The organism is Massilimicrobiota sp. mt181, assembly GCF_055420065.1.
On sequence record NZ_JBVAYN010000002.1, the window covers coordinates 153,172 to 171,922 of the forward strand.

General features: G+C 32.1%; 22 protein-coding genes. 6 read left to right on the plus strand and 16 right to left on the minus strand.

The annotated features are described in order from the left end of the window. Window positions 1–45 precede the first annotated feature (45 nt). Window positions 46–414, minus strand: a complete 369-nt coding sequence (locus ACZYT4_RS01965; protein WP_463781969.1) for a DUF11 domain-containing protein — start codon at window positions 412–414, stop codon at window positions 46–48. Window positions 415–550: 136 nt separating this feature from the next. On the opposite strand from ACZYT4_RS01965, the gene ACZYT4_RS01970 reads away from it, so the two are divergent. Next, on the plus strand, window positions 551–1,189 hold the full coding sequence (locus ACZYT4_RS01970; RefSeq protein WP_463781970.1) for a PTS sugar transporter subunit IIB: 639 nt from the start codon (window positions 551–553) through the stop codon (window positions 1,187–1,189). Window positions 1,190–1,373: 184 nt separating this feature from the next. Here ACZYT4_RS01970 and hflX read toward each other — a convergent pair whose 3' ends face one another. Then, on the minus strand, window positions 1,374–2,597 hold the full coding sequence (gene hflX / locus ACZYT4_RS01975; RefSeq protein ID WP_463781971.1) for a GTPase HflX: 1,224 nt from the start codon (window positions 2,595–2,597) through the stop codon (window positions 1,374–1,376). Window positions 2,598–2,629: 32 nt separating this feature from the next. Here hflX and ACZYT4_RS01980 point away from each other — a divergent pair, with 32 nt between their 5' ends. From ACZYT4_RS01980 to rbr, 3 genes are read left to right on the plus strand one after another with little or no spacing between them, the layout of a single operon-like run. Beyond that, on the plus strand, window positions 2,630–3,562 hold the full coding sequence (locus tag ACZYT4_RS01980) for a nucleoside recognition domain-containing protein (RefSeq protein WP_463781972.1): 933 nt from the start codon (window positions 2,630–2,632) through the stop codon (window positions 3,560–3,562). Window positions 3,563–3,596: 34 nt separating this feature from the next. Beyond that, window positions 3,597–4,001, plus strand: coding sequence for a Fur family transcriptional regulator (locus ACZYT4_RS01985; protein WP_463781973.1), 405 nt, complete (start codon window positions 3,597–3,599; stop codon window positions 3,999–4,001). Window positions 4,002–4,017: 16 nt separating this feature from the next. Further along, complete coding sequence (gene rbr, locus ACZYT4_RS01990) at window positions 4,018–4,602, plus strand: rubrerythrin (RefSeq protein WP_463781974.1); 585 nt, start codon at window positions 4,018–4,020, stop codon at window positions 4,600–4,602. Between the two features lie 53 nt (window positions 4,603–4,655). On the opposite strand, the gene ACZYT4_RS01995 is transcribed toward rbr, so the two are convergent. From ACZYT4_RS01995 to ACZYT4_RS02020, 6 genes are all read right to left on the minus strand, one after another. Continuing rightward, the gene (locus ACZYT4_RS01995; protein WP_463781975.1) at window positions 4,656–5,600 is read right to left on the minus strand and encodes an ABC transporter ATP-binding protein; all 945 of its coding nucleotides are present in this window, start codon (window positions 5,598–5,600) and stop codon (window positions 4,656–4,658) included. Then, on the minus strand, window positions 5,593–6,684 hold the full coding sequence (locus ACZYT4_RS02000) for an ABC transporter ATP-binding protein (protein ID WP_463781976.1): 1,092 nt from the start codon (window positions 6,682–6,684) through the stop codon (window positions 5,593–5,595). Before ACZYT4_RS02000 ends, ACZYT4_RS01995 begins: the two co-directional genes overlap by 8 nt. Window positions 6,685–6,686: 2 nt before the next feature. Beyond that, window positions 6,687–7,625 (minus strand): ABC transporter permease, encoded by a 939-nt coding sequence (locus tag ACZYT4_RS02005; RefSeq protein WP_463781977.1) that lies wholly within the window; start codon window positions 7,623–7,625, stop codon window positions 6,687–6,689. Further along, the gene (locus tag ACZYT4_RS02010; RefSeq protein WP_463781978.1) at window positions 7,625–8,572 is read right to left on the minus strand and encodes an ABC transporter permease; all 948 of its coding nucleotides are present in this window, start codon (window positions 8,570–8,572) and stop codon (window positions 7,625–7,627) included. The genes ACZYT4_RS02005 and ACZYT4_RS02010 overlap by 1 nt, the downstream gene beginning before the upstream one ends. Before the next feature lie 76 nt (window positions 8,573–8,648). After that, a complete protein-coding gene (locus tag ACZYT4_RS02015; protein ID WP_463781979.1) occupies window positions 8,649–10,283 on the minus strand; it encodes a peptide ABC transporter substrate-binding protein in 1,635 nt (544 codons plus the stop codon). Between the two features lie 315 nt (window positions 10,284–10,598). Next, window positions 10,599–11,219 (minus strand): phosphatase PAP2 family protein, encoded by a 621-nt coding sequence (locus ACZYT4_RS02020; RefSeq protein ID WP_463781980.1) that lies wholly within the window; start codon window positions 11,217–11,219, stop codon window positions 10,599–10,601. A 79-nt stretch (window positions 11,220–11,298) separates the two neighbouring features. Here ACZYT4_RS02020 and ACZYT4_RS02025 point away from each other — a divergent pair, with 79 nt between their 5' ends. Further along, window positions 11,299–11,895, plus strand: a complete 597-nt coding sequence (locus ACZYT4_RS02025) for an HAD family hydrolase (protein WP_463781981.1) — start codon at window positions 11,299–11,301, stop codon at window positions 11,893–11,895. A 27-nt stretch (window positions 11,896–11,922) separates the two neighbouring features. On the opposite strand, the gene ACZYT4_RS02030 is transcribed toward ACZYT4_RS02025, so the two are convergent. The 4 genes from ACZYT4_RS02030 to aroE are packed head-to-tail and all read right to left on the minus strand — an operon-like array spanning window position 11,923 to window position 14,506. Further along, window positions 11,923–12,582 carry a TIGR01906 family membrane protein gene (locus ACZYT4_RS02030; RefSeq protein WP_463781982.1) on the minus strand — a complete coding sequence of 220 codons (660 nt, stop codon included), beginning with the start codon at window positions 12,580–12,582 and terminating at the stop codon, window positions 11,923–11,925. Next, window positions 12,557–13,063: a tRNA (cytidine(34)-2'-O)-methyltransferase gene (locus ACZYT4_RS02035; RefSeq protein WP_463781983.1), complete on the minus strand. Its 507-nt coding sequence runs from the start codon at window positions 13,061–13,063 to the stop codon at window positions 12,557–12,559. Before ACZYT4_RS02035 ends, ACZYT4_RS02030 begins: the two co-directional genes overlap by 26 nt. Further along, window positions 13,064–13,651: an XTP/dITP diphosphatase gene (locus tag ACZYT4_RS02040; protein WP_463781984.1), complete on the minus strand. Its 588-nt coding sequence runs from the start codon at window positions 13,649–13,651 to the stop codon at window positions 13,064–13,066. Window positions 13,652–13,657: 6 nt separating this feature from the next. Further along, window positions 13,658–14,506 carry a shikimate dehydrogenase gene (gene aroE, locus ACZYT4_RS02045; RefSeq protein ID WP_463781985.1) on the minus strand — a complete coding sequence of 283 codons (849 nt, stop codon included), beginning with the start codon at window positions 14,504–14,506 and terminating at the stop codon, window positions 13,658–13,660. 132 nt (window positions 14,507–14,638) lie between these two features. Between aroE and chbG the strand changes: the two genes are divergently transcribed. Further along, window positions 14,639–15,379 carry a chitin disaccharide deacetylase gene (chbG, locus tag ACZYT4_RS02050; protein WP_463781986.1) on the plus strand — a complete coding sequence of 247 codons (741 nt, stop codon included), beginning with the start codon at window positions 14,639–14,641 and terminating at the stop codon, window positions 15,377–15,379. 202 nt (window positions 15,380–15,581) lie between these two features. On the opposite strand, the gene ACZYT4_RS02055 is transcribed toward chbG, so the two are convergent. The 4 genes from ACZYT4_RS02055 to ascB all read right to left on the minus strand — a co-directional run bounded on the left by ACZYT4_RS02055 (window position 15,582) and on the right by ascB (window position 18,750). Then, window positions 15,582–16,043, minus strand: a complete 462-nt coding sequence (locus ACZYT4_RS02055) for a GNAT family N-acetyltransferase (RefSeq protein ID WP_463781987.1) — start codon at window positions 16,041–16,043, stop codon at window positions 15,582–15,584. A gap of 40 nt (window positions 16,044–16,083) precedes the next feature. Next, on the minus strand, window positions 16,084–16,659 hold the full coding sequence (locus ACZYT4_RS02060) for a sugar O-acetyltransferase (RefSeq protein ID WP_463781988.1): 576 nt from the start codon (window positions 16,657–16,659) through the stop codon (window positions 16,084–16,086). Continuing rightward, a complete protein-coding gene (locus tag ACZYT4_RS02065) occupies window positions 16,643–17,260 on the minus strand; it encodes a PTS sugar transporter subunit IIB (protein ID WP_463781989.1) in 618 nt (205 codons plus the stop codon). The genes ACZYT4_RS02060 and ACZYT4_RS02065 overlap by 17 nt, the downstream gene beginning before the upstream one ends. Before the next feature lie 71 nt (window positions 17,261–17,331). Then, window positions 17,332–18,750, minus strand: a complete 1,419-nt coding sequence (ascB, locus tag ACZYT4_RS02070) for a 6-phospho-beta-glucosidase (RefSeq protein WP_463781990.1) — start codon at window positions 18,748–18,750, stop codon at window positions 17,332–17,334. Window position 18,751 lies beyond the last annotated feature (1 nt).

Here is an 18,751-nt window from a genome sequence, read left to right on the forward strand (position 1 = left end):
TAAAGCCTCTTTATTTTTTTAAAAAATAGAGATCCTTAAGGATCTCTATGCAGTGATGCGTACCTGGAAAATAATTTCAATAGTAGACATAGCATCAATAGATGGAATGATATAATAAAGCGTATGATTATCTAACGCAGGAGTCTGATTTTCACCATTCACACGAAATGAATCATCAATATACTCTACATTGTCATCCATTTGATCTGTAAAGACAACTTGCGTTTCTTTAACTAAAGAAGCATTTTTAATAAGGATTGTATAAGTGAGGATGTCTCCTCTACAAGCTTCTTTCTTATCTACAAATTTACAGATGCAAAGCGGTTTTTTCAAATACGTTTCTACACAATTACTGGTACTTGTATGACAAGTGGTTTCTACTTGAGCCTTATTATGAACACAATTCTTTTCCATAATATCCCTCCTTTCACTATAAATTATGATTTCTCATAAATTATTCTTGTTTGTTTGCAATGTTTCTTTTCCATTTCTGTAAAAAGTTTTCTTTTGAATGAAAATAGTATATGATAAAAAAGAAGGTGATGATAGGATGTTTGATGAATTTTATCTTGAGGTTTATCGTGAAATCTTTTTTCGATGGATTATTGTCAATGCTAAACAATATCAAAAAGATCAAATCACTTGTTATGTAACAGTTCAAAATGATAAAACAAAGACAATTTGTTTTGAAACTCATAAAGTCAAAGGAACAATGACAATTTGGTTTAACAATATTGTAGAAGAAGAAATTATACGACCAAGTGATCAGAAATTACTTTTTTATTTACATTTTACAATTATGAATTTATCCCAATGTTGCCATCTATTTAATGAATTTTATCAAACAATAGTCAAACATACTCAACAAAAAGAACTTAAAATTGCCTTATGTTGTACAGGTGGGTTATCAACTTCTGTATTCATTGAAGAAATGCAACAGGTTTGTGAATTAGAAAATATTCATTTTCAACTGGTGTCTTTATCTTTAGATCAATTATATCAAAACTATCAGGAATATGATGCTTTATATCTAGCTCCACAGATTGCCCATATGGAACCTGAAATTCTTGCATTAACAAAACATCAAATTCCGCTTTATTGTATTGACGCAACCCTATTTGCAACAAAGAATTATCGTGGTATTATTCAAGTCATTCAAAAGAATATTGAATTTACACATAAACAATAATTTTTGATGTTTTTCACATATTGAATCATACATTTGTTTGTTAGAGTTAAATCAAGGAGGATGAGATGATGCCAAAAAGAATCTTGCAGATTTTCTTTATTTTCTTTTTCCTGATTGGCAGTATTTTCCTTTTTATCAACAAAAGGAGTCATTATACACAAGACTAAACATAAAAACTGATAGTTTAACTATCAGTTTTTTTGACAAATGAGAGATATTGAGCTTTTCTTTGAATATCAACATAAAATAAGAGATGTATACTATTTTCCAAATAATCAACTTGCATAATTTCATATAAATTTTCAATTTCAGAGAAGATTTCTCCTTTTTCATATGGAATATAAATCTCCATTAACTCATAATCTTTATAGAGCATATGGATAATCATATCCTCTAACTTCTCAAGATGTTTTTGTTCTTTCACAGAAATATCTATAAAAGGATGATATTCATGAAGAAACGTTTTTTCTTTTAAATCAATTTTATTATACACATAAATCATAGGTGTATCTTCAACACCAATTTCTTTTAATACAGCCAAAGTTGTCTCAATTTGATTAGGATAATCAAAAGATGATGCATCAATAACATGTAATAATAAATCAGCTTCTTTGACTTCTTCTAAAGTTGAATGAAATGCCTGAACAAATGAATGTGGAAGCTGATGGATAAAACCAACTGTATCGCTCAATATCAAACGATGTTTTTTCAGATAAACTTGTCTTGATGACGTTTGTAATGTCGCAAAAAGCATATCTTTTTCCAATACTTTTTTATGTGTAAAATAATTTAATAAAGATGATTTACCACTATTTGTATAACCAACCAGACATACAACTTTCTCATGGTGAATCTTTCTTTTCTTTCTTTGAGTTTGACGTTGTTTTTCAATAACGTTCAACTCTTTTTGAGCACGTGTTAACTCACGACGAATACGACGACGATCCAATTCAATCTGTTTTTCACCAAGGCCTCTAAAGCCCATTCCACCTTGTTGTGAATATAATTCCTTTTTCATTCCAGCCAGCCTTGGTAGCATATATTGTTGTCGAGCAATACTCACCTGAAGTTTGGCTTCTTTTGTCTTCGCCCTTGAAGCAAAAATACGTAAAATCAAATCACTGCGATCCGTTACTTCCACTAAAAAAGCATCTGTTAAGTTTTTAATCTGCAAAGCACTAAGTTCTTCATTGAAAATGACAATATCATCTTCTTCTATCATGTCTTTAATTTCTGCGACTTTACCTTTGCCAATGTAATATTTAGGAGAAATAGTTTCTAATTTTTGAATGACTACTGTTTTTACATCGATATCGCAGGCATATGCCAATTGTTTCAATTCCTTCATGGAAATATCTAAATCATAGGACATCTGTGGATACTGAACACCAACCAAAATCCCTTTCATATCTCATCACCTCTTTTATACAAGGAGTCTTTATGAAAAAAGCTAATTATTATTTTACACTTTGTCTTGTTCTTTTTACAACTGTTTTTTCTTTTTTAAATATGTTTCAGATTGTGAAGATTTCATCACAAGTTATTCAAATCGTTTTAACAAATCTGTTGCCATCATTATTACCTTTTATGATTTTAATATCTTTATGTCTATCACTTGGATTATTTCAAATGCTAAGCTATTTTATACAATTTCTTTTTTCACCACTTTTTCATTTAACACCACATATGTCTTCTCTCTATTTTGTATCATTTTTCTGTGGTTATCCAACAAATGCCAAAATGTTAAGAGAATCCTATGAACTTGGATACATCACCCTCCAACAATTACAACATCTTCTTTCGATAGCTTCATTTTCATCTCTAAGTTTTATCTTTGTCTCTTTAAAGTTGCCTTTTCGTGATGCTTTGCTGATTTACATCAGTCATATTCTTCCAAGTATAATCAAAGCTCTTTTTTATGACGATCATTATCAATGGATGACTTTCCATGACACCATTCAACCCATTCTTCATCCTCATATGCGTTTTGTTGAAGCACTCAAAAAAAGCATTACATCATCCTTAACAGCTTTTATTTTCATATTAGGCTATATGCTTGTCTTTCAATTTATTGGTTATAGTCTCCAAAGTGTTATTCACAACGAATTTCTTTTAAGCATTCTCAAAGGCTTCTTGGAATTTAGCTCTGGAGCCATTCAATTATTACAATATCACAATATGCTTGTTTATCCTTTTGTCAGTTTTTATCTGTCATTTTCTGGTTTATCCGTTCTCATGCAGGTGGATAATATTCTAGATGGCATCCCTTATTCTTTTAAAAAATACTTTATATCACGCCTTTTTCATGGTATCTGTTCCTTTTTTCTATGTTTTATACTTGAATGTTTGACATACAGAAAGTTCATGCTATAATAACAGTAACCATTATTAATAAGGAGTGAAGAGTATGTCTGAAACAAAGATGAGATATTCTAAACAAAGGGAAACTATTTATGAAGTATTAAAAGATGATTGTACTCATCCTAGCGTAGATGCTATCTATACCCAAGTCAAAAAACGTATCCCTGATATTAGTTTAGGAACAGTTTATCGAAATCTCAATTTACTGGCTGACAACAAAAGAATTAATCGTTTAGATATTGGTGATGGTGTTATTCATTTTGATGCACGCACTGATCCTCACCTGCATATGGTTTGTGATGAATGCGGTCTGATTCAGGACATCGTATGCCATGATTCTACCCTTTTAGAACTTATTAATAAGGTCAACAGACACTCTGAACATGAAATCCATTCTGCTGATATTATATTTCATGGAACTTGTTCTCACTGTCTTAAAAAGAAATCTTAAGAAGGAGGGCATTATCATGCCAACATTAAAAGGAACAAAAACTGCTAACAACTTATTACATGCGTTTGCTGGTGAATCTCAAGCTAGAAATCGCTACACTTACTATTCTTCAATCGCTAAAAAAGAAGGATATGTTCAAATTGCTAATATTTTCGAAGAAACTGCCAATCAAGAAAAAGAGCATGCAAAAAGATTAATGAAATTATTAAATGCTGAACTAAAAGGTGAAGCCTTACACGTTGAAGGAGACTTCCCTATCATGCTTGGTACAACAGCTGAATGTTTAAAAGCTGCAGCTGCTGGAGAAAATGAAGAATGGACAGATATGTATCCTGAATTTGCTAAAATTGCTGATGAAGAAGGTTTCCCTGAAATTGCTAAAGTATGTAGAAGCATTGCAGTTGCAGAAAAAATGCATGAAGCAAGATACTTAAAATTATTAGAAAACTTAGAAAATGGAACAGTCTTTAAGAAAGATGAAGTTGTTATGTGGAAATGTAATAACTGTGGATTTATCTTTGAAGGTAAAGAAGCTCCTGAAAGATGTCCAGCTTGCGATCATCCTCAAGCTCATTTTGAAGCTTATACTTTCTTTAAATAAAATAATAAATATAAAAAAATCTCCCAGCTTAAGAATGGGAGATTCTTTTTATATTAGATAATATCGTTTTGGTGTTTTAAGAAATCTTGAAATTCTTCATCCGTTGCTAAAACATAATGCGTATCTGAAACCTTATGTTGAATACCAGCTTCATAATTAAGCCCACTTTCCTTATAATCATAAGTCAGTGAAACTCTATTCTTTTCTACTTCTGGATTTGGATGAGGGATAGCTGATAATAAAGATTTCGTATACGGATGTAATGGATGATTGAAAATTTCTTCAGATGTTCCTGTTTCAACCAAATGCCCTAAATGGAGCACCCCAATACGATTGCTAATATACTTAACCATTGACAAATCATGTGCGATAAATAAATAAGCAATATTTGTCTTTTTTTGTATTTTCTTCATCAGATTGACAACTTGTGCCTGAATAGAAACGTCAAGTGCAGAAATGGCTTCATCTGCAATAATTAAGCTTGGATTCATAATTAAGGCACGTGCAATACCAATACGTTGTCTTTGTCCACCAGAGAACTGATGTGGATATCTTGAAGCATGTTCTTTTGATAATCCAACCAATTCTAAGATCTGGTAAACTTTTTCATTTCTTTCTTCAATTGTTTTATATGACTTATGAATATCAAGTCCTTCAGCAATAATATCTAGAACTTTTCTTCTTGGATTTAAACATGCCATAGGATCCTGAAAAATCATCTGCATATTTGTACGTAAATCTGTTAAAGTTTCTTTATCCAACTTTCCAGAAATTTCTTTACCATTAAACTTAATACTTCCAGAAGTTGGTTTATATAAACGAATAATACTTCTTCCAGTTGTTGATTTCCCTGAACCTGATTCTCCTACGAGTCCATATGTTTCTCCAGGTTTAATTTCAAATGAAATACCATCAACGGCTTTAACTGTAAAATTACGGCTTATTTTAAAGTGTTGTTTTAAATCTTTGACAACAAGGATTGGTTCATTATTATCCATTTTTCAACCCCTCCTCCTTCATTTTTTCAATACGTCGTTTTAATGATTCTGGCATTTCCACTTTTGGTGCTTTTTCATGCATTAGCCAGCTCGCTACTTTATGAGTATCAGATCCTGGTACATCAAACATTGGGGGATCAAGTCTTAAATCAATATTTAAAGCATATTGATTTCTTGGTGCAAAGGCATCACCTTTAATCTCTTGTGTTAGATTTGGTGGTGTCCCAGGAATTGTATATAATTCATCATCATTTGTATCTAAGTCTGGCATAGATGAAAGCAATCCCCAAGTATATGGATGCTTAGGATCATAGAAGATTTCATTAATTGTTCCTGTTTCTACAATTTTCCCAGCATACATAACATTAACAAAGTCCGCAACTTTGGCAACAACTCCTAAATCATGAGTAATATAGATAACAGAAAGATCTTTTTTCTTTTGAATATCTTGAATCAATTCTAGAATTTTAGCCTGTATTGTCACATCAAGAGCTGTTGTTGGTTCATCACAAATTAGAACATATGGATCACATGAAAGTGCAATCGCAATGACAATTCTTTGACGCATCCCACCAGATAATTGGTGTGGATAGTTTTTCATTCTCTTTTCAGCATCTGTAATACCAACTTCTTTTAATAACTCAACTGCTCTTTGATAAGCTTCCTGTTTTGATTTTCCATAATGAAACATCATAGGTTCCATAACTTGTTTTCCAATTGTCATTGTTGGATTTAAAGACGTCATTGGATCTTGGAAAACCATGGCAATTTTTCGTCCACGAATCTCTTTTTGCATTTCTTTCTTGCTTAACTGAACAATATCCTTAGTAATAGCTTCGCCTGTATTTTCATCATGCCAAGTATATTCTATTGAGCCAGAATCAATTGTTCCATTATTAGCAAGAATCCCCATAATTGCTTTTGTAGTGACTGATTTCCCAGAACCAGATTCCCCTACAATGGCAACTGTTTCACCTTTATATAAATCAAAGTTAACACCTCTAATAGCATTGACTTTTCCATTTCCTGTTTTAAATGAGATTGATAAATCTCTGATTTTTAATACTCTTTCTCTTTCTGCCATAACTACATCTCCTTCATTGTTGGATCTAGGGCATCTCTTAACCCATCACCAAACAAGTTGAAACTTAACATTAAGATAGATAAGACAACAGCAGGAATTAACATCATATATGGATAAACCAGAAAACTTTCAAAACCATCATTAATCAATGTTCCAAGTGAAGCATTTGGTGCAGGTAATCCTAAACCAACGAATGATAAATAAGCTTCATAGAAAATAGCATTTGGAATAGACATCATAATCATGATAATCATTTGACTATAAATATTTGGTAAGATTTCTTTAAAGATAATGAAGAAACTTTTTGCTCCTAAAGTACGAGAAGCCAAAACAAATTCTTCTTCTTTCACTTTTAAAACCTGAGCTCTGACGATACGACTCATTCCAATCCATTCTGTTAATGATAATGCAAAAACAATTGTTGTTAAACTTGATTTCATAACCATTAATAATAAAGTCAAGACAACAAGTGTTGGAATAGAGTTGATAATTTCCTGAATTCTTTGCATAACTGAGTCTACCATACCACCAAAGTATCCAGAAATCATTCCATATGTTGTTCCTACAATCACATCAATAAAGACAGCACACACTGCAACAAACAATGAAATACGTGCACCTGTCCACAAACGTACCCATAAATCTCTTCCTAAAGTATCTGTCCCAAACCAATGTTCCATATTTGGTGAAATACTTTGTAACGCAGTATTCAAATCATCATATTTGTATGATGATAACATTGGAGCAAAAATAGCTAATAAAACAATGATAGCAATCATAATCAGCCCAATAACTGCTCCTTTATTTTTCATAAAAATATCGATAGCTTCTTTCCAAGCTGGTTTAGCAGGAGCCACAACATCTATAGAAATATCTTGTTTGTCACCGACGAACTCAAAATCATCTGGTAAAAATTCAATATCTTTTACATTTACTTCCATTATGAATCCTCCTTACCTAAACGAATTCTTGGATCAATGATTCCATATGAAACATCAATAATTAACATCATCACAATGTACATAGCTGCATATAAGAATGAGCAAGCCAAAATAATGTTCACATCATTTGATAAAATACTATTAATCAGCAATTTTCCTAATCCAGGAACGCCACATATTTTCTCAACAACCATTGTTCCAGTCATCAAGTTAACCAAAATTGGTCCTAAAATAGTGACAACTGGAATCAATGCATTACGTAATGCATGTTTAAAAATTAATGTTTTACTATCCAATCCTTTGGCTTCAGCCAATGTCATATATTCACTATTCATAACAGAAACCATTTCGGTTCTTGTAAAACGGGCAACGTTCGCAATAACACCAACTGATAATGCCATAACAGGCATGATAGAAGACACAATTGGACTAAAAGAACTATATTGTGTTGGCAAAATATGTAGCCATGATGCAAATAAAATTAATATCATCATTGCGAATACAAATGATGGAACAGAGACACCAATAACAGAAATCACTGTTGCAAGTGTATCCCAGATTGTATTTTTGTGCAGTGCCGCAAAAATACCTAATAAAGTTCCCAATAATCCACCAATAACAACTGCACTTAAACCATACAAGAATGAAATTTTGGCAGCTGAACCAACAAGTGATGAAACAGGCATATCTTTATACATGTTATAAGAAACACCAAAATCACCTGTTAACATATTTTTGACATAAGTTACAAACTGCGTCAAAATAGGCTGATCCAAACCATATTTAGCTTCGATTGCCGCTCTTTGAGCATCAGATAATCTTTCATTATTAATTGGAGACCCAGGCAATAATTTGACAATTAAAAACAATACAACAAGAATAACAAATAAAGTGACTAGAGATATGAGTAATCTCTTTCCTATATATTTTAATGTTGATTTGCTCATCAAACCCCTCCTTTAAAAGATAAACACAATATAGAAAACCATATTGTGTTTATCAGCTTTCATTACTTTAATTGTCTTATTCTGCCTTTTCTACATATGTGAATGTATAAGGTACACCTACTGGTCTATGAACTAATCCAGTAACTTTCTTGTTTTCTAATGCTGAAGTTCCTTTTTCAAATACTGGAATATCTGGTAAGTCAGTCATAATAACTTTTTCAGCATCAATCATATATTGCCAACGAGTATCAGCATTAGCTTCAGTTCTTACTTTGCTCATGATATTTTCATACTCTTCACTATAATATTTACCATAGTTGTTAGCATTTCCATCCAAACATAAGTTCAAATAAGTTGTTGGATCACCATAGTCTGGACCCCAACGAGTACATGCAATATCGAAATCACCATTTGCCATTTTGTTGTAAATTCTGTCTTGTTTAGTTGTGGCAACCATTTCAATATTTAAACCATTTAATTTAGTTAAAGCATTTTGTAAATATTCTGCCATTTGATCCATTGGAGATTCATCAGTACCATATGTTAATCTGACAGTGATTGAATCTTTTCCAAGTTCACTTAAACCTTCAGCAAATAATTTTTGTGCTTCTTCTAAATTGTATTTTGTAACATCATAGTCACCAGCATCATCACGGAAATCAGTTCCCTCAGAGCTTACTGATAATTCTCTAGGAACAAATCCAGCTGCCGCTTTAGAACCATCTTTTAAGACGTTGTTAGCTAAATCTTCTCTATCAATTGCTTTTGAAATAGCTTGTCTAATTTTAATGTTAGCTAAATCTGTATTCTTTTCATTGATTTCAAGATAGAATAAATACCCTTCATTGAATGATACATAAGAATCATCGTTTTTATATTGATCAACTAATTCAGAGTTGATTGGTGCGAAATCAGTTTCACCATTTTTGAAACTTGTTGCTGCAGTTTGTGGATCTTGAACTAAGTTCATTACTAAGTTAGAAATCTTCACTGCATCAGCATTCCAATAATCTTCATTCTTTTCGAAAGTTGCTTGTTTTCCAGGTTGCCAATCTTTCATAATGAATGCACCATTTGATAATACGTTAGCAGCACTCTTAGCATATTGGTCACCTTTTTCTTCGCAGAATTCCTGATTAATTGGATAATAACATGGGAAAGTCATTAATTCTGTGAAATAAGAAACTGGTTTTGTAAGTTCAACAACAAGAGTTTTATCATCTTTTGCAGTTGCTCCAAAGTTTGCAAAATCAGCATCAGTTAATTCTGTTTTATTTCCCATTTTTGCTAAAATTTCATCTGCTCCTTTAATTGAAGCACCATCACTACCTAACATATAAGCATAGTTTCCGTTATTTTTTAAGATTCTTTGCCAAGCATAAACGAAATCATTTGCTGTAACAGGTGTTCCATTAGCCCAATTGGCATTGTCTCTTATATGGAATGTATATGTCATTTGGTCATCGCTGACTTCATAACTTTCAGCAATAGCCTCAGTAATATTTCCTTCTTCATCTAATCCCATTAAACCATCAATACATGCATGCATTGCATTAAATGACATTCCGTCATCGGCATCAGAGGAATCAAGGTTTTTAATATCAAGTTCACTTGAAAAAACATAAGTGTCGCTTGCAGCAGTACCACTACCGCAACCAACGAGCATGGCTGTTGCTAAGCACATAACAATTAAAGCTTTTAACTTTTTCATTTTCTCTCCCCCTTTTGAAATACCAGGTATGTTTCCTGTATGATGGTAGTATATACTAAGTTTGTTATCATTGTCAAATATTTTTTGTCTAAAAAACAAATTAATATTTATTTTTTGTTTTTAAAACAAAATTATTTAGAATATATAGACAAATGTATACAATTATTCGAGCATTCATCAAAAAAAGACCATTTTTCCAAATGGTCTTTTCACTGATCCACGAAAGATGGCATATCCGCCATCTTTCATTGATATTTCGTTGAAAAAGAAATATATATCTACTAATATGCACTTATCCATGTCAAGTGAACATATTTAATAGTCAAACTTTCTTTTCCCAATATTATAAATAATGATAGCTAAAATCAAAGCAAAAACAATATCTATGAAAGCATGTTGTTTAATCATGACTGTTGACATACAAATCAAAACAGCTAAAATCACAATACCTGCACATAGCCATGAAGATTTTTGAATACGAGGACTTTTCAATAATGACACACACATCATAACACTATTATAAACATGAATACTTGGACAGACATTTGTCGGTGAATCTACTGAATATATAAAACTAACGAGACATTGGAAAATATTGTCATTAGGTAAATGAACGCGTAAATTCTGCCCTGTGGGTAATATCGCATAAATCAACAAAGAAAGACTCATTCCTAAAAACAAATAAAAGTAAGTCCTTTTAATTCCACTTTGATCTATAAAAACAAAATAAGCAAAACCTAATGCGATAAATACAAACCACAAAACATATGGAATCACAAAATATTCATTAAAAGGAATATACTGATCAATCCATGAATCAGTAATGATTAAACGTGATGACTGATGGTTTTCTAAAATAACAAAACCAATCATATAGGCAATAAAAAAATAAAGCAAATATTTTAAACTGTTATATTTTTCTAAAAATGCTTTCATCTACATATCCTCCTATGCTAGAATATATTATAACATAATGCATGAATTGTGTGAATTTGTTATGAACGGAGAGTCATATATGAAAAATATTATTTTTGATATCGGAAACGTTTTATTAGATTTTCAACCTGAGGAATATCTGCAAAAACATTTCACTCCATCCGTAATGGGAGATTTAATGATGATTATTTTTTCCAGTGATGAATGGATTGAACTGGATATAGGAACCATGATGATTAAAGATGCAATTCAATCTTTGACATTAAAGCATCCTCACTATCATGATGAAATTATTTTTGTAATGGAAAACTGGACTCAGATGATGACCCCATTAACCAAAAACGTAAAAATTGTACAAGAACTCAAAGACCGTGGATATGCGCTCTATCTCTTATCTAATTTCCATAAAGAAGCTATTGAAACAATGTTTGAAAGATATGACTTTTTCAAGCTTTTTGATGGTGGTATCATTTCTGCTAATGAACATCTCGTCAAACCAGATAAAAAAATCTATGAACTTCTTTTAAAAAGATATCATTTGAATCCTGAGGAATCTCTTTTCATTGATGATATGTTGGCAAATATTAGAGCAGCACAAGAACTTCATATTCATGGTATTTATTTACCTTACCAAGCTGATTTAAGAAAAGAATTAGAAAAGCAAAATATTTTATAAGCCTGTCATAATTATGATGACAGGCTTTTATAAAGCAGACAAAATCTTTTTTCTTTGTCTTAAATAAATCAAATAGAGTATTCCACTGATAACAAGGACAATTCCAATAATCATCATAAAACAATGCATAAAAAAGGCTTCTGGTAAAATCGTAATCACCGGGTCTGTCACTTCATCGAAAATCCAATAATCATTTCTAAAGACAATCTGATGAAAAATAACAAATGCTTTATTAAAATCAATAGCTGCTAAAAATCCAATCACTAAAGGTATTCCAACAGAAAACAAAGATGTTAACCGCAAAAAACGATACTCTTTTTGACGAAAACGCAAAACCATCATAACTAAAGATATCATTCCTGTTATTAGACACACTATTTGAATGGCTTCAAAAATTCTTTTCACTTCTTCAAAATGGATACGACCACTGCTAGACATTGCAAAATCAGGAAGATTTAAAGCACCTTGATAAAAGAGACTCTGATACTGAATCAAAACATCATAATTATGACGAATAACATCTGGAGAAAGGCCTGTATTCTCACTGATTTTTAGATATTGAATATCAAAGTAATACAATGGTTTAAAGAATACGGTGATGACAACTGCTAAACTGATAATAAAAACAGTCAGAACCAATGCTAGAAAAATATCACTTTTTCTATTCTTTATATATGAAATCAGCACCTTTTTGTACCTCAACCTTTGATAATTTTGGATAATTCTGTTGGCGTAAAACTTCATAAATGCCTATTGCTACACAATTAGAAAGATTTAAACTTCTCGCATTGGCATCCATCGGAATACGGACACATTCATCTAAATGATTTTTTAAGATTTCATGAGGGATACCATCATGCTCATGTCCAAAAATAATATATTGATCCTGATTGGATACATAGTTTTGATCACTATAACAAAGCTTAGAATATCTTGTAAAGAAATGATAATCTCCTTGATTTTGACTTACAAAATCTTCCCAACTATCGTAAATTTGCATTTCTAAATCTTTAATATAATCTAATCCTGCTCTTTTCATATGTTTATCATCAAGAGAAAAACCTAATGGTTTAATTAAATGTAAACGTGAATGTGTCGCAACACAAGTACGCATAATATTACCTGTATTTTGAGGGATAGCAGGATGTACTAATACAATATGATTCATTTATTCTTCTCCTTTTAAAATCGTATAAAGTTTTTTCAGCGCTTTAGCACGATGTGAATATTGATTTTTTTCTTCTAAAGTTAACTGTGCTGATGTTTTATGAAGCTCAGGGACATAGAAAATAGGATCATAACCAAAACCATTTTCTCCTTCAATCTTATCATGAATTTCTCCATTAAAATATTCTTCAATTAAGATAGGATCCTGATTTGGTATACATAAAGCCATAGCACAAACAAATCGTGCTCCCCTTTCTTTTCCTTTTACAGCATCAATAATATATTGATTTTTAACATCATAGCTTGTATCATGTCCCATAAAACGAGCCGAATAAATACCGGGCGCCCCATCTAAAGCATCTACTTCTAAACCTGAATCATCAGCTAAAACAGGTTTATGAATCATATCACAAATTGTTTGTGCTTTAATCAAAGCATTTTCCTGAAATGTTTGTCCATTTTCTTCAATATCTATTTCATGATCAAAAACATCCTTCAATGATTTCACTTCAATACCAATTTGATTTAACATAGCTTTTATCTCTTTAATTTTTCCTTCATTTGTTGAAGCTACAACAATTTCCTTCATTTCTTCTCACTCCATTTTTAAACTTTTTTTCACTTCTAATATTGGCATTGGACAATCTGTCCAAAACTCAAAAGAAACAGCACCCTGATAAACAATCATTCCTTCACCATTCATATAATCAAGTCCCTGCGCTTTTGCCAAGGTTAATAATTTTGTTTCTTTAGGATTATAAATAATATCTGCTACTTTTAATTCTTTTCTTAAATATGAAACATCAGGAATCAAGCATCCTTCAGGATGAGGTTTCATCCCGACATTCGTTGTTTGAATCAATAAATAGGCATCTTTTAAATCATCTTTTAGAGATTGCAAATCAGATAACGGCTTGAAAACAATAGGACAAGCTAATTTTTCTTGAAAAGTTTCAACCCATTCCTTAACGCTACGATTATAAATCACAATTTCTTGCACATCATGAAATGCTAAAGCTGCAATGATTGCCTTTGCTGCACCACCTGCACCTAAGATTACAATTTTTTGATGACGGACATCCCAGCCTTTTTCCTCACACGCCATAATAAAGCCACGCCCATCACTGATATGACCAATCCATTTTCCATTTTCATTTTTAACTGTATTCACAGCCTGACACAATTGCGCCTCAGGGGTTAATTCATCTAAATAAGGTAAGATTTTTTCTTTATAGGGCATGGATACATTAAAGCCTTTCATATGAAGTGTTTTGGCACTTAGCATAAAATCATGAAAATGCTCTTCAGTAACTTCAAATGCCAAATAAACATCATTAATTCCAAGATATTGAAAAGCTGTATTATGCATCATTGGAGATAATGAATGTTTAATTGGATTTGCTACAATGCCATATAAACCAGTATAACCAGTAATTGTGTTCATAGCATCCCTCCTCGATTTCTTTTCTATTATATAGCAATCATCCTCTAGACACAAAGAAATATTTTAAGAATATGAAAAAAACAACTTCTCTTAACTATTTAGAGTATAATCTTCTTATAAGGAGGTTTTTTCATGATTCAAAAATTAATCGTCAACGCTGATGACTTTGGCATGACACAAGCCAATACAATTGGTATTTTAGTTGCACATAACCAAGGAATTGTTACTTCTACAACATGCATGATGAATATGCCCTATGCCAGTTTTGCTTTAGAACAAGCTAAAAATTTCCCAAATTTAGGAGTCGGTATTCATCTTGTTTTAACAGTAGGACGTCCCTTGATTGATGGAGCAAAATCTTACACAACAGCAACTGGAGATTTCATCAGACCAAAAGATTATCCTGATGGTCAGCCACATGCCAATCCTGATGAATTATATAAAGAATGGAAGGCACAAATAGAAAAATTCATTGAAATTGCACATTGTAAACCAACACATATTGATTCTCACCATCATGTTCACTTATTACCATGGCATATGGATATAACCAAAAAACTAGCGAAGGAATATAATCTTCCTATTCGTCAAAGAGAACAGATTATTGAAGATTACCCATATGTTCCAGTTTATGATCAAATGTATAATGAAGATGTCAATTATGAGTTTTTTACTCAAGTTCTAACATCAAAAGAAGGTGCTTTAGAATTTATGTGTCATCCAGCCTATCTTGATCAAAGGCTATATGATATGACAAGTTACAGTATTCCTCGTATGAAAGAGTTAGAATTACTGACTTCCGATAAAGTTAAGCAATTTATTCATGATCATCACATCCAACTTATCAATTATTCAGACCTTCATCAGTCATAAATCGACAAAATCATCTTGCATTATTTGAAAATTATGGTAGAATATACTTGTCCGTAGAGATACGGATATGGTGAGGAAGAAGAGCAAGGTGGAAGTTATTTGGTAGAGAGATGGAGATTGTAGTTCATATAATACACAACTTTCGAAAAATAATAACACGAAAAAGAGATTATGAGAAATCATAATCTCTTTTTCTTTATATTCAAGACAATTCCATAATGATAGATTTATCTACAAAACCATACTGTTTATAGATATCATAAGCATGTTGATTTTGAGCATTCACCTGTAATTCAATGCGGTCATAACCTAACTGTTCTTTTAATGTTTTCACATAACAGAGTAACTGGTGACCAATCCCTTTTCCTCGATATCCGTCAGCCACACCCATTGTATCTATCCATATGATACGACATTCTTGATGCGCAGGCGTCTTGATATGACGAAACATAATTCTTAATATACCAACCACTTTTCCATCTTCTTTAGCAACATAATAACCCTGATGAGAAATATCATCTTTTAGTTCTTCCAATGTTAAAAGATCATGACTTTCTTGATACAAATCAGGTCTTAACTTCACATGGAGAGCATGGACCTGATTTAAAATCTCCATAATTTCATCATAATCAGATGCTTTTGCCAATCTTATATGAACTTTCATTGTCCCATCACCTCTATGCTTCATCAAACTTCTATACAATTTACCATTTCTTATGAACATCTTCCTTTGTGATAGGTCGAATGACTCGACAAGGATTCCCTGCCGCAATAACATATGGAGGAATATCCTGTGTCACGACACTGCCTGCCCCAATAATCGCTCCTTGATTGATTTTAACACCTGGTAAAATAGTGACATTACCACCAATCCAGACATAATCATGAATTTTTACAGATTTAGCATATTCATATCCTTGCATTCTTTGCATCTCATGATATGGATAAGATGCAGTATAGATGTGAACATTGGGCCCACAGGCAACATGATCTCCGATTTCGACAAGTCCCTGATCCAAAATTGTTAAATTGACATCACTATAAAAGTTTAAGCCAACTGTAATATGATATCCATATTGACAATAAAATGGTGGTTCAATACATAATTCTCCTTTACAATTCAATAATTTTTTTAAAAGAATATCTCGTTCTGCTTTTTGAACTGGCGTATAACGATTATATTCATAAAGCATTCTCTTACAGATTTCCCTTTCATGATATAATTCCTGATCATAAGGCTGATATAAATGTCCAGCCATCATTTTATCCTTTTCGCTCATCATATCCTCCATCTTTAATGACTTTTTCTATGATTTCAATCATTGCCTGACAATCATAAGTTGCAAACACTGATGCCTCAATATTATAAACCGGTACTGGTTTTAATGTTTGAGATAATTCTCGTTGCTTATATCTAAGCTGTGGTGCTATAAAAATAAAATCATAATTCTGATAAACATTCTCCAACTGATGAACAGCTTGTGCATCAATTTGATAAGGTAAATGGTTTAATTGACAATACTTATTCAATTTCTGAGCAAAATACCCAGTTGTCATTCCACCTGAACAACATAATAAAATATGATAATTTGTTTTTTCATCTTCAAGCAGTTTTTCCATCATACGATGAAACAGATTGGTTGCATAATGAAAGTTATGAAACTGATAATGTAAATAAAATAACAGCTCTTCTCCTTCCATAATCGCTTCTTCTACAATTCCTATAGGCCAAATAACAAATCGAGCAACTCTCTTTTGATAATAAATTTTATATGTGCGTTCATCATATTTTTCTAAAGTTAAGCGAGGATCATTTTCCACCTGATAATAAACCCATTTTCTAAAAACTTCTAAATCTTCCTGTTTATAGAAAGCTTCCATACTCCTCACCTCATATGTTTATTATACTAAACTTTCACAAAAATACCAATATTGCACAAAAAGAAAAAGATCTATGCAAGATCTTCTCCATTTGTTGCAATAACTTTTTTATACCAATCAAATGATTTTTTCTTCATTCGTTTCAATGTTCCATGACCTTCATCATCTTTATCTACATAAATAAAACCATAACGTTTACTCATTTCACCTGTACTTGCTGATACAAGATCAATACATCCCCAAGTTGTATAACCCATTAAATCCACACCATCATCAATAGCATCACTCATCGCTTTGATATGTTCTCTTAAATAATCAATACGATAATCATCTTGAATTGTTCCATCTTCTTCAATGACATCTTTTGCTCCTAATCCATTTTCTACAATAAACAATGGTTTTTGATAACGATCATATAAAGCATTTAATGTAATACGTAAACCTAAAGGATCAATCTGCCAGCCCCAATCACTTGTTTTGAGATATGGATTTTTGATAGACTTCACAACATTTGCATCAGTTGTTGTGAGATTTGGATCGGCACTGGCACATCTTGATTGATAATAGCTAAATGAAACAAAATCTACAGGATATTGTTTGAGAATTTCTAAATCTCCTTCTTGAATATCCAAATGAATATTCTTTTCTTTAAATACACGTTTGGCATAGCTAGGATAATAACCACGTACCTGGACATCAATAAACATTAAATTCTCACGATCTTTATTCATAGCTAACCAGACATCTTCTGGATTACAGCTATATGGATAGAACTGGCCTCCTGCCAGCATACACCCTACCAAATTATCAGGATTCACTTCATGCGCAATCTTTGTTGCTAAAGCACTGGCAATCAATTCATGATGGGCAGCCTGATATTTCACCTGTTCTCTATTTTCACCTGGACGAAAGCTAATTCCAGCCCCCGAAAATGGAGAATGCAATAAAATATTAATTTCATTAAATGTCAACCAATATTTCACAAGACCATCAAATCTTTCGAAACATGTACGTGCATAACGCGTAAAACATTCAATCACATGACGGCTTCTAAAAGAGCCATATTTGTTGACCAATGCCATAGGTACATCAAAATGACATAATGTGACTAATGGTTCAATGCCATAACGACGACATTCTTCAAACATACTTTTATAAAATGCCACACCTGCTTCATTGACTTCTCCTTCACCATCAGGATAAATACGTGCCCAAGAAATAGAAGTTCTAAAACATTTAAATCCCATTTCTGCTAACATTTTGATATCTTCTTTATAATGATGATAAAAATCAATAGCTTCGTGACTCGGATAATTTTCTCCTTCTATAAACTCAACTGGATTCATTTCCCCTAACTTCACATACATTCTTTTTTCTCCATGAGGAATCATATCCACTGTTGTTAAACCTTTTCCATCTTCTAAATAAGCGCCTTCAGCCTGATTGGCAGCAATGGCTCCACCCCATAAGAAATTCTTAGGAAAACTCATT

Bases quoted from the DNA above. Each gene is read 5' to 3' on its own strand.
- ACZYT4_RS01965 (WP_463781969.1), bottom strand. From the start codon at position 414: ATGGAAAAGAATTGTGTTCATAATAAGGCTCAAGTAGAAACCACTTGT.
- ACZYT4_RS01970 (WP_463781970.1), top strand. From the start codon at position 551: ATGTTTGATGAATTTTATCTTGAGGTTTATCGTGAAATCTTTTTTCGA.
- hflX (WP_463781971.1), bottom strand. From the start codon at position 2,597: ATGAAAGGGATTTTGGTTGGTGTTCAGTATCCACAGATGTCCTATGAT.
- ACZYT4_RS01980 (WP_463781972.1), top strand. From the start codon at position 2,630: ATGAAAAAAGCTAATTATTATTTTACACTTTGTCTTGTTCTTTTTACA.
- ACZYT4_RS01985 (WP_463781973.1), top strand. From the start codon at position 3,597: ATGTCTGAAACAAAGATGAGATATTCTAAACAAAGGGAAACTATTTAT.
- rbr (WP_463781974.1), top strand. From the start codon at position 4,018: ATGCCAACATTAAAAGGAACAAAAACTGCTAACAACTTATTACATGCG.
- ACZYT4_RS01995 (WP_463781975.1), bottom strand. From the start codon at position 5,600: ATGGATAATAATGAACCAATCCTTGTTGTCAAAGATTTAAAACAACAC.
- ACZYT4_RS02000 (WP_463781976.1), bottom strand. From the start codon at position 6,684: ATGGCAGAAAGAGAAAGAGTATTAAAAATCAGAGATTTATCAATCTCA.
- ACZYT4_RS02005 (WP_463781977.1), bottom strand. From the start codon at position 7,625: ATGGAAGTAAATGTAAAAGATATTGAATTTTTACCAGATGATTTTGAG.
- ACZYT4_RS02010 (WP_463781978.1), bottom strand. From the start codon at position 8,572: ATGAGCAAATCAACATTAAAATATATAGGAAAGAGATTACTCATATCT.
- ACZYT4_RS02015 (WP_463781979.1), bottom strand. From the start codon at position 10,283: ATGAAAAAGTTAAAAGCTTTAATTGTTATGTGCTTAGCAACAGCCATG.
- ACZYT4_RS02020 (WP_463781980.1), bottom strand. From the start codon at position 11,219: ATGAAAGCATTTTTAGAAAAATATAACAGTTTAAAATATTTGCTTTAT.
- ACZYT4_RS02025 (WP_463781981.1), top strand. From the start codon at position 11,299: ATGAAAAATATTATTTTTGATATCGGAAACGTTTTATTAGATTTTCAA.
- ACZYT4_RS02035 (WP_463781983.1), bottom strand. From the start codon at position 13,063: ATGAATCATATTGTATTAGTACATCCTGCTATCCCTCAAAATACAGGT.
- ACZYT4_RS02040 (WP_463781984.1), bottom strand. From the start codon at position 13,651: ATGAAGGAAATTGTTGTAGCTTCAACAAATGAAGGAAAAATTAAAGAG.
- aroE (WP_463781985.1), bottom strand. From the start codon at position 14,506: ATGAACACAATTACTGGTTATACTGGTTTATATGGCATTGTAGCAAAT.
- chbG (WP_463781986.1), top strand. From the start codon at position 14,639: ATGATTCAAAAATTAATCGTCAACGCTGATGACTTTGGCATGACACAA.
- ACZYT4_RS02055 (WP_463781987.1), bottom strand. From the start codon at position 16,043: ATGAAAGTTCATATAAGATTGGCAAAAGCATCTGATTATGATGAAATT.
- ACZYT4_RS02060 (WP_463781988.1), bottom strand. From the start codon at position 16,659: ATGAGCGAAAAGGATAAAATGATGGCTGGACATTTATATCAGCCTTAT.
- ACZYT4_RS02065 (WP_463781989.1), bottom strand. From the start codon at position 17,260: ATGGAAGCTTTCTATAAACAGGAAGATTTAGAAGTTTTTAGAAAATGG.
- ascB (WP_463781990.1), bottom strand. From the start codon at position 18,750: ATGAGTTTTCCTAAGAATTTCTTATGGGGTGGAGCCATTGCTGCCAAT.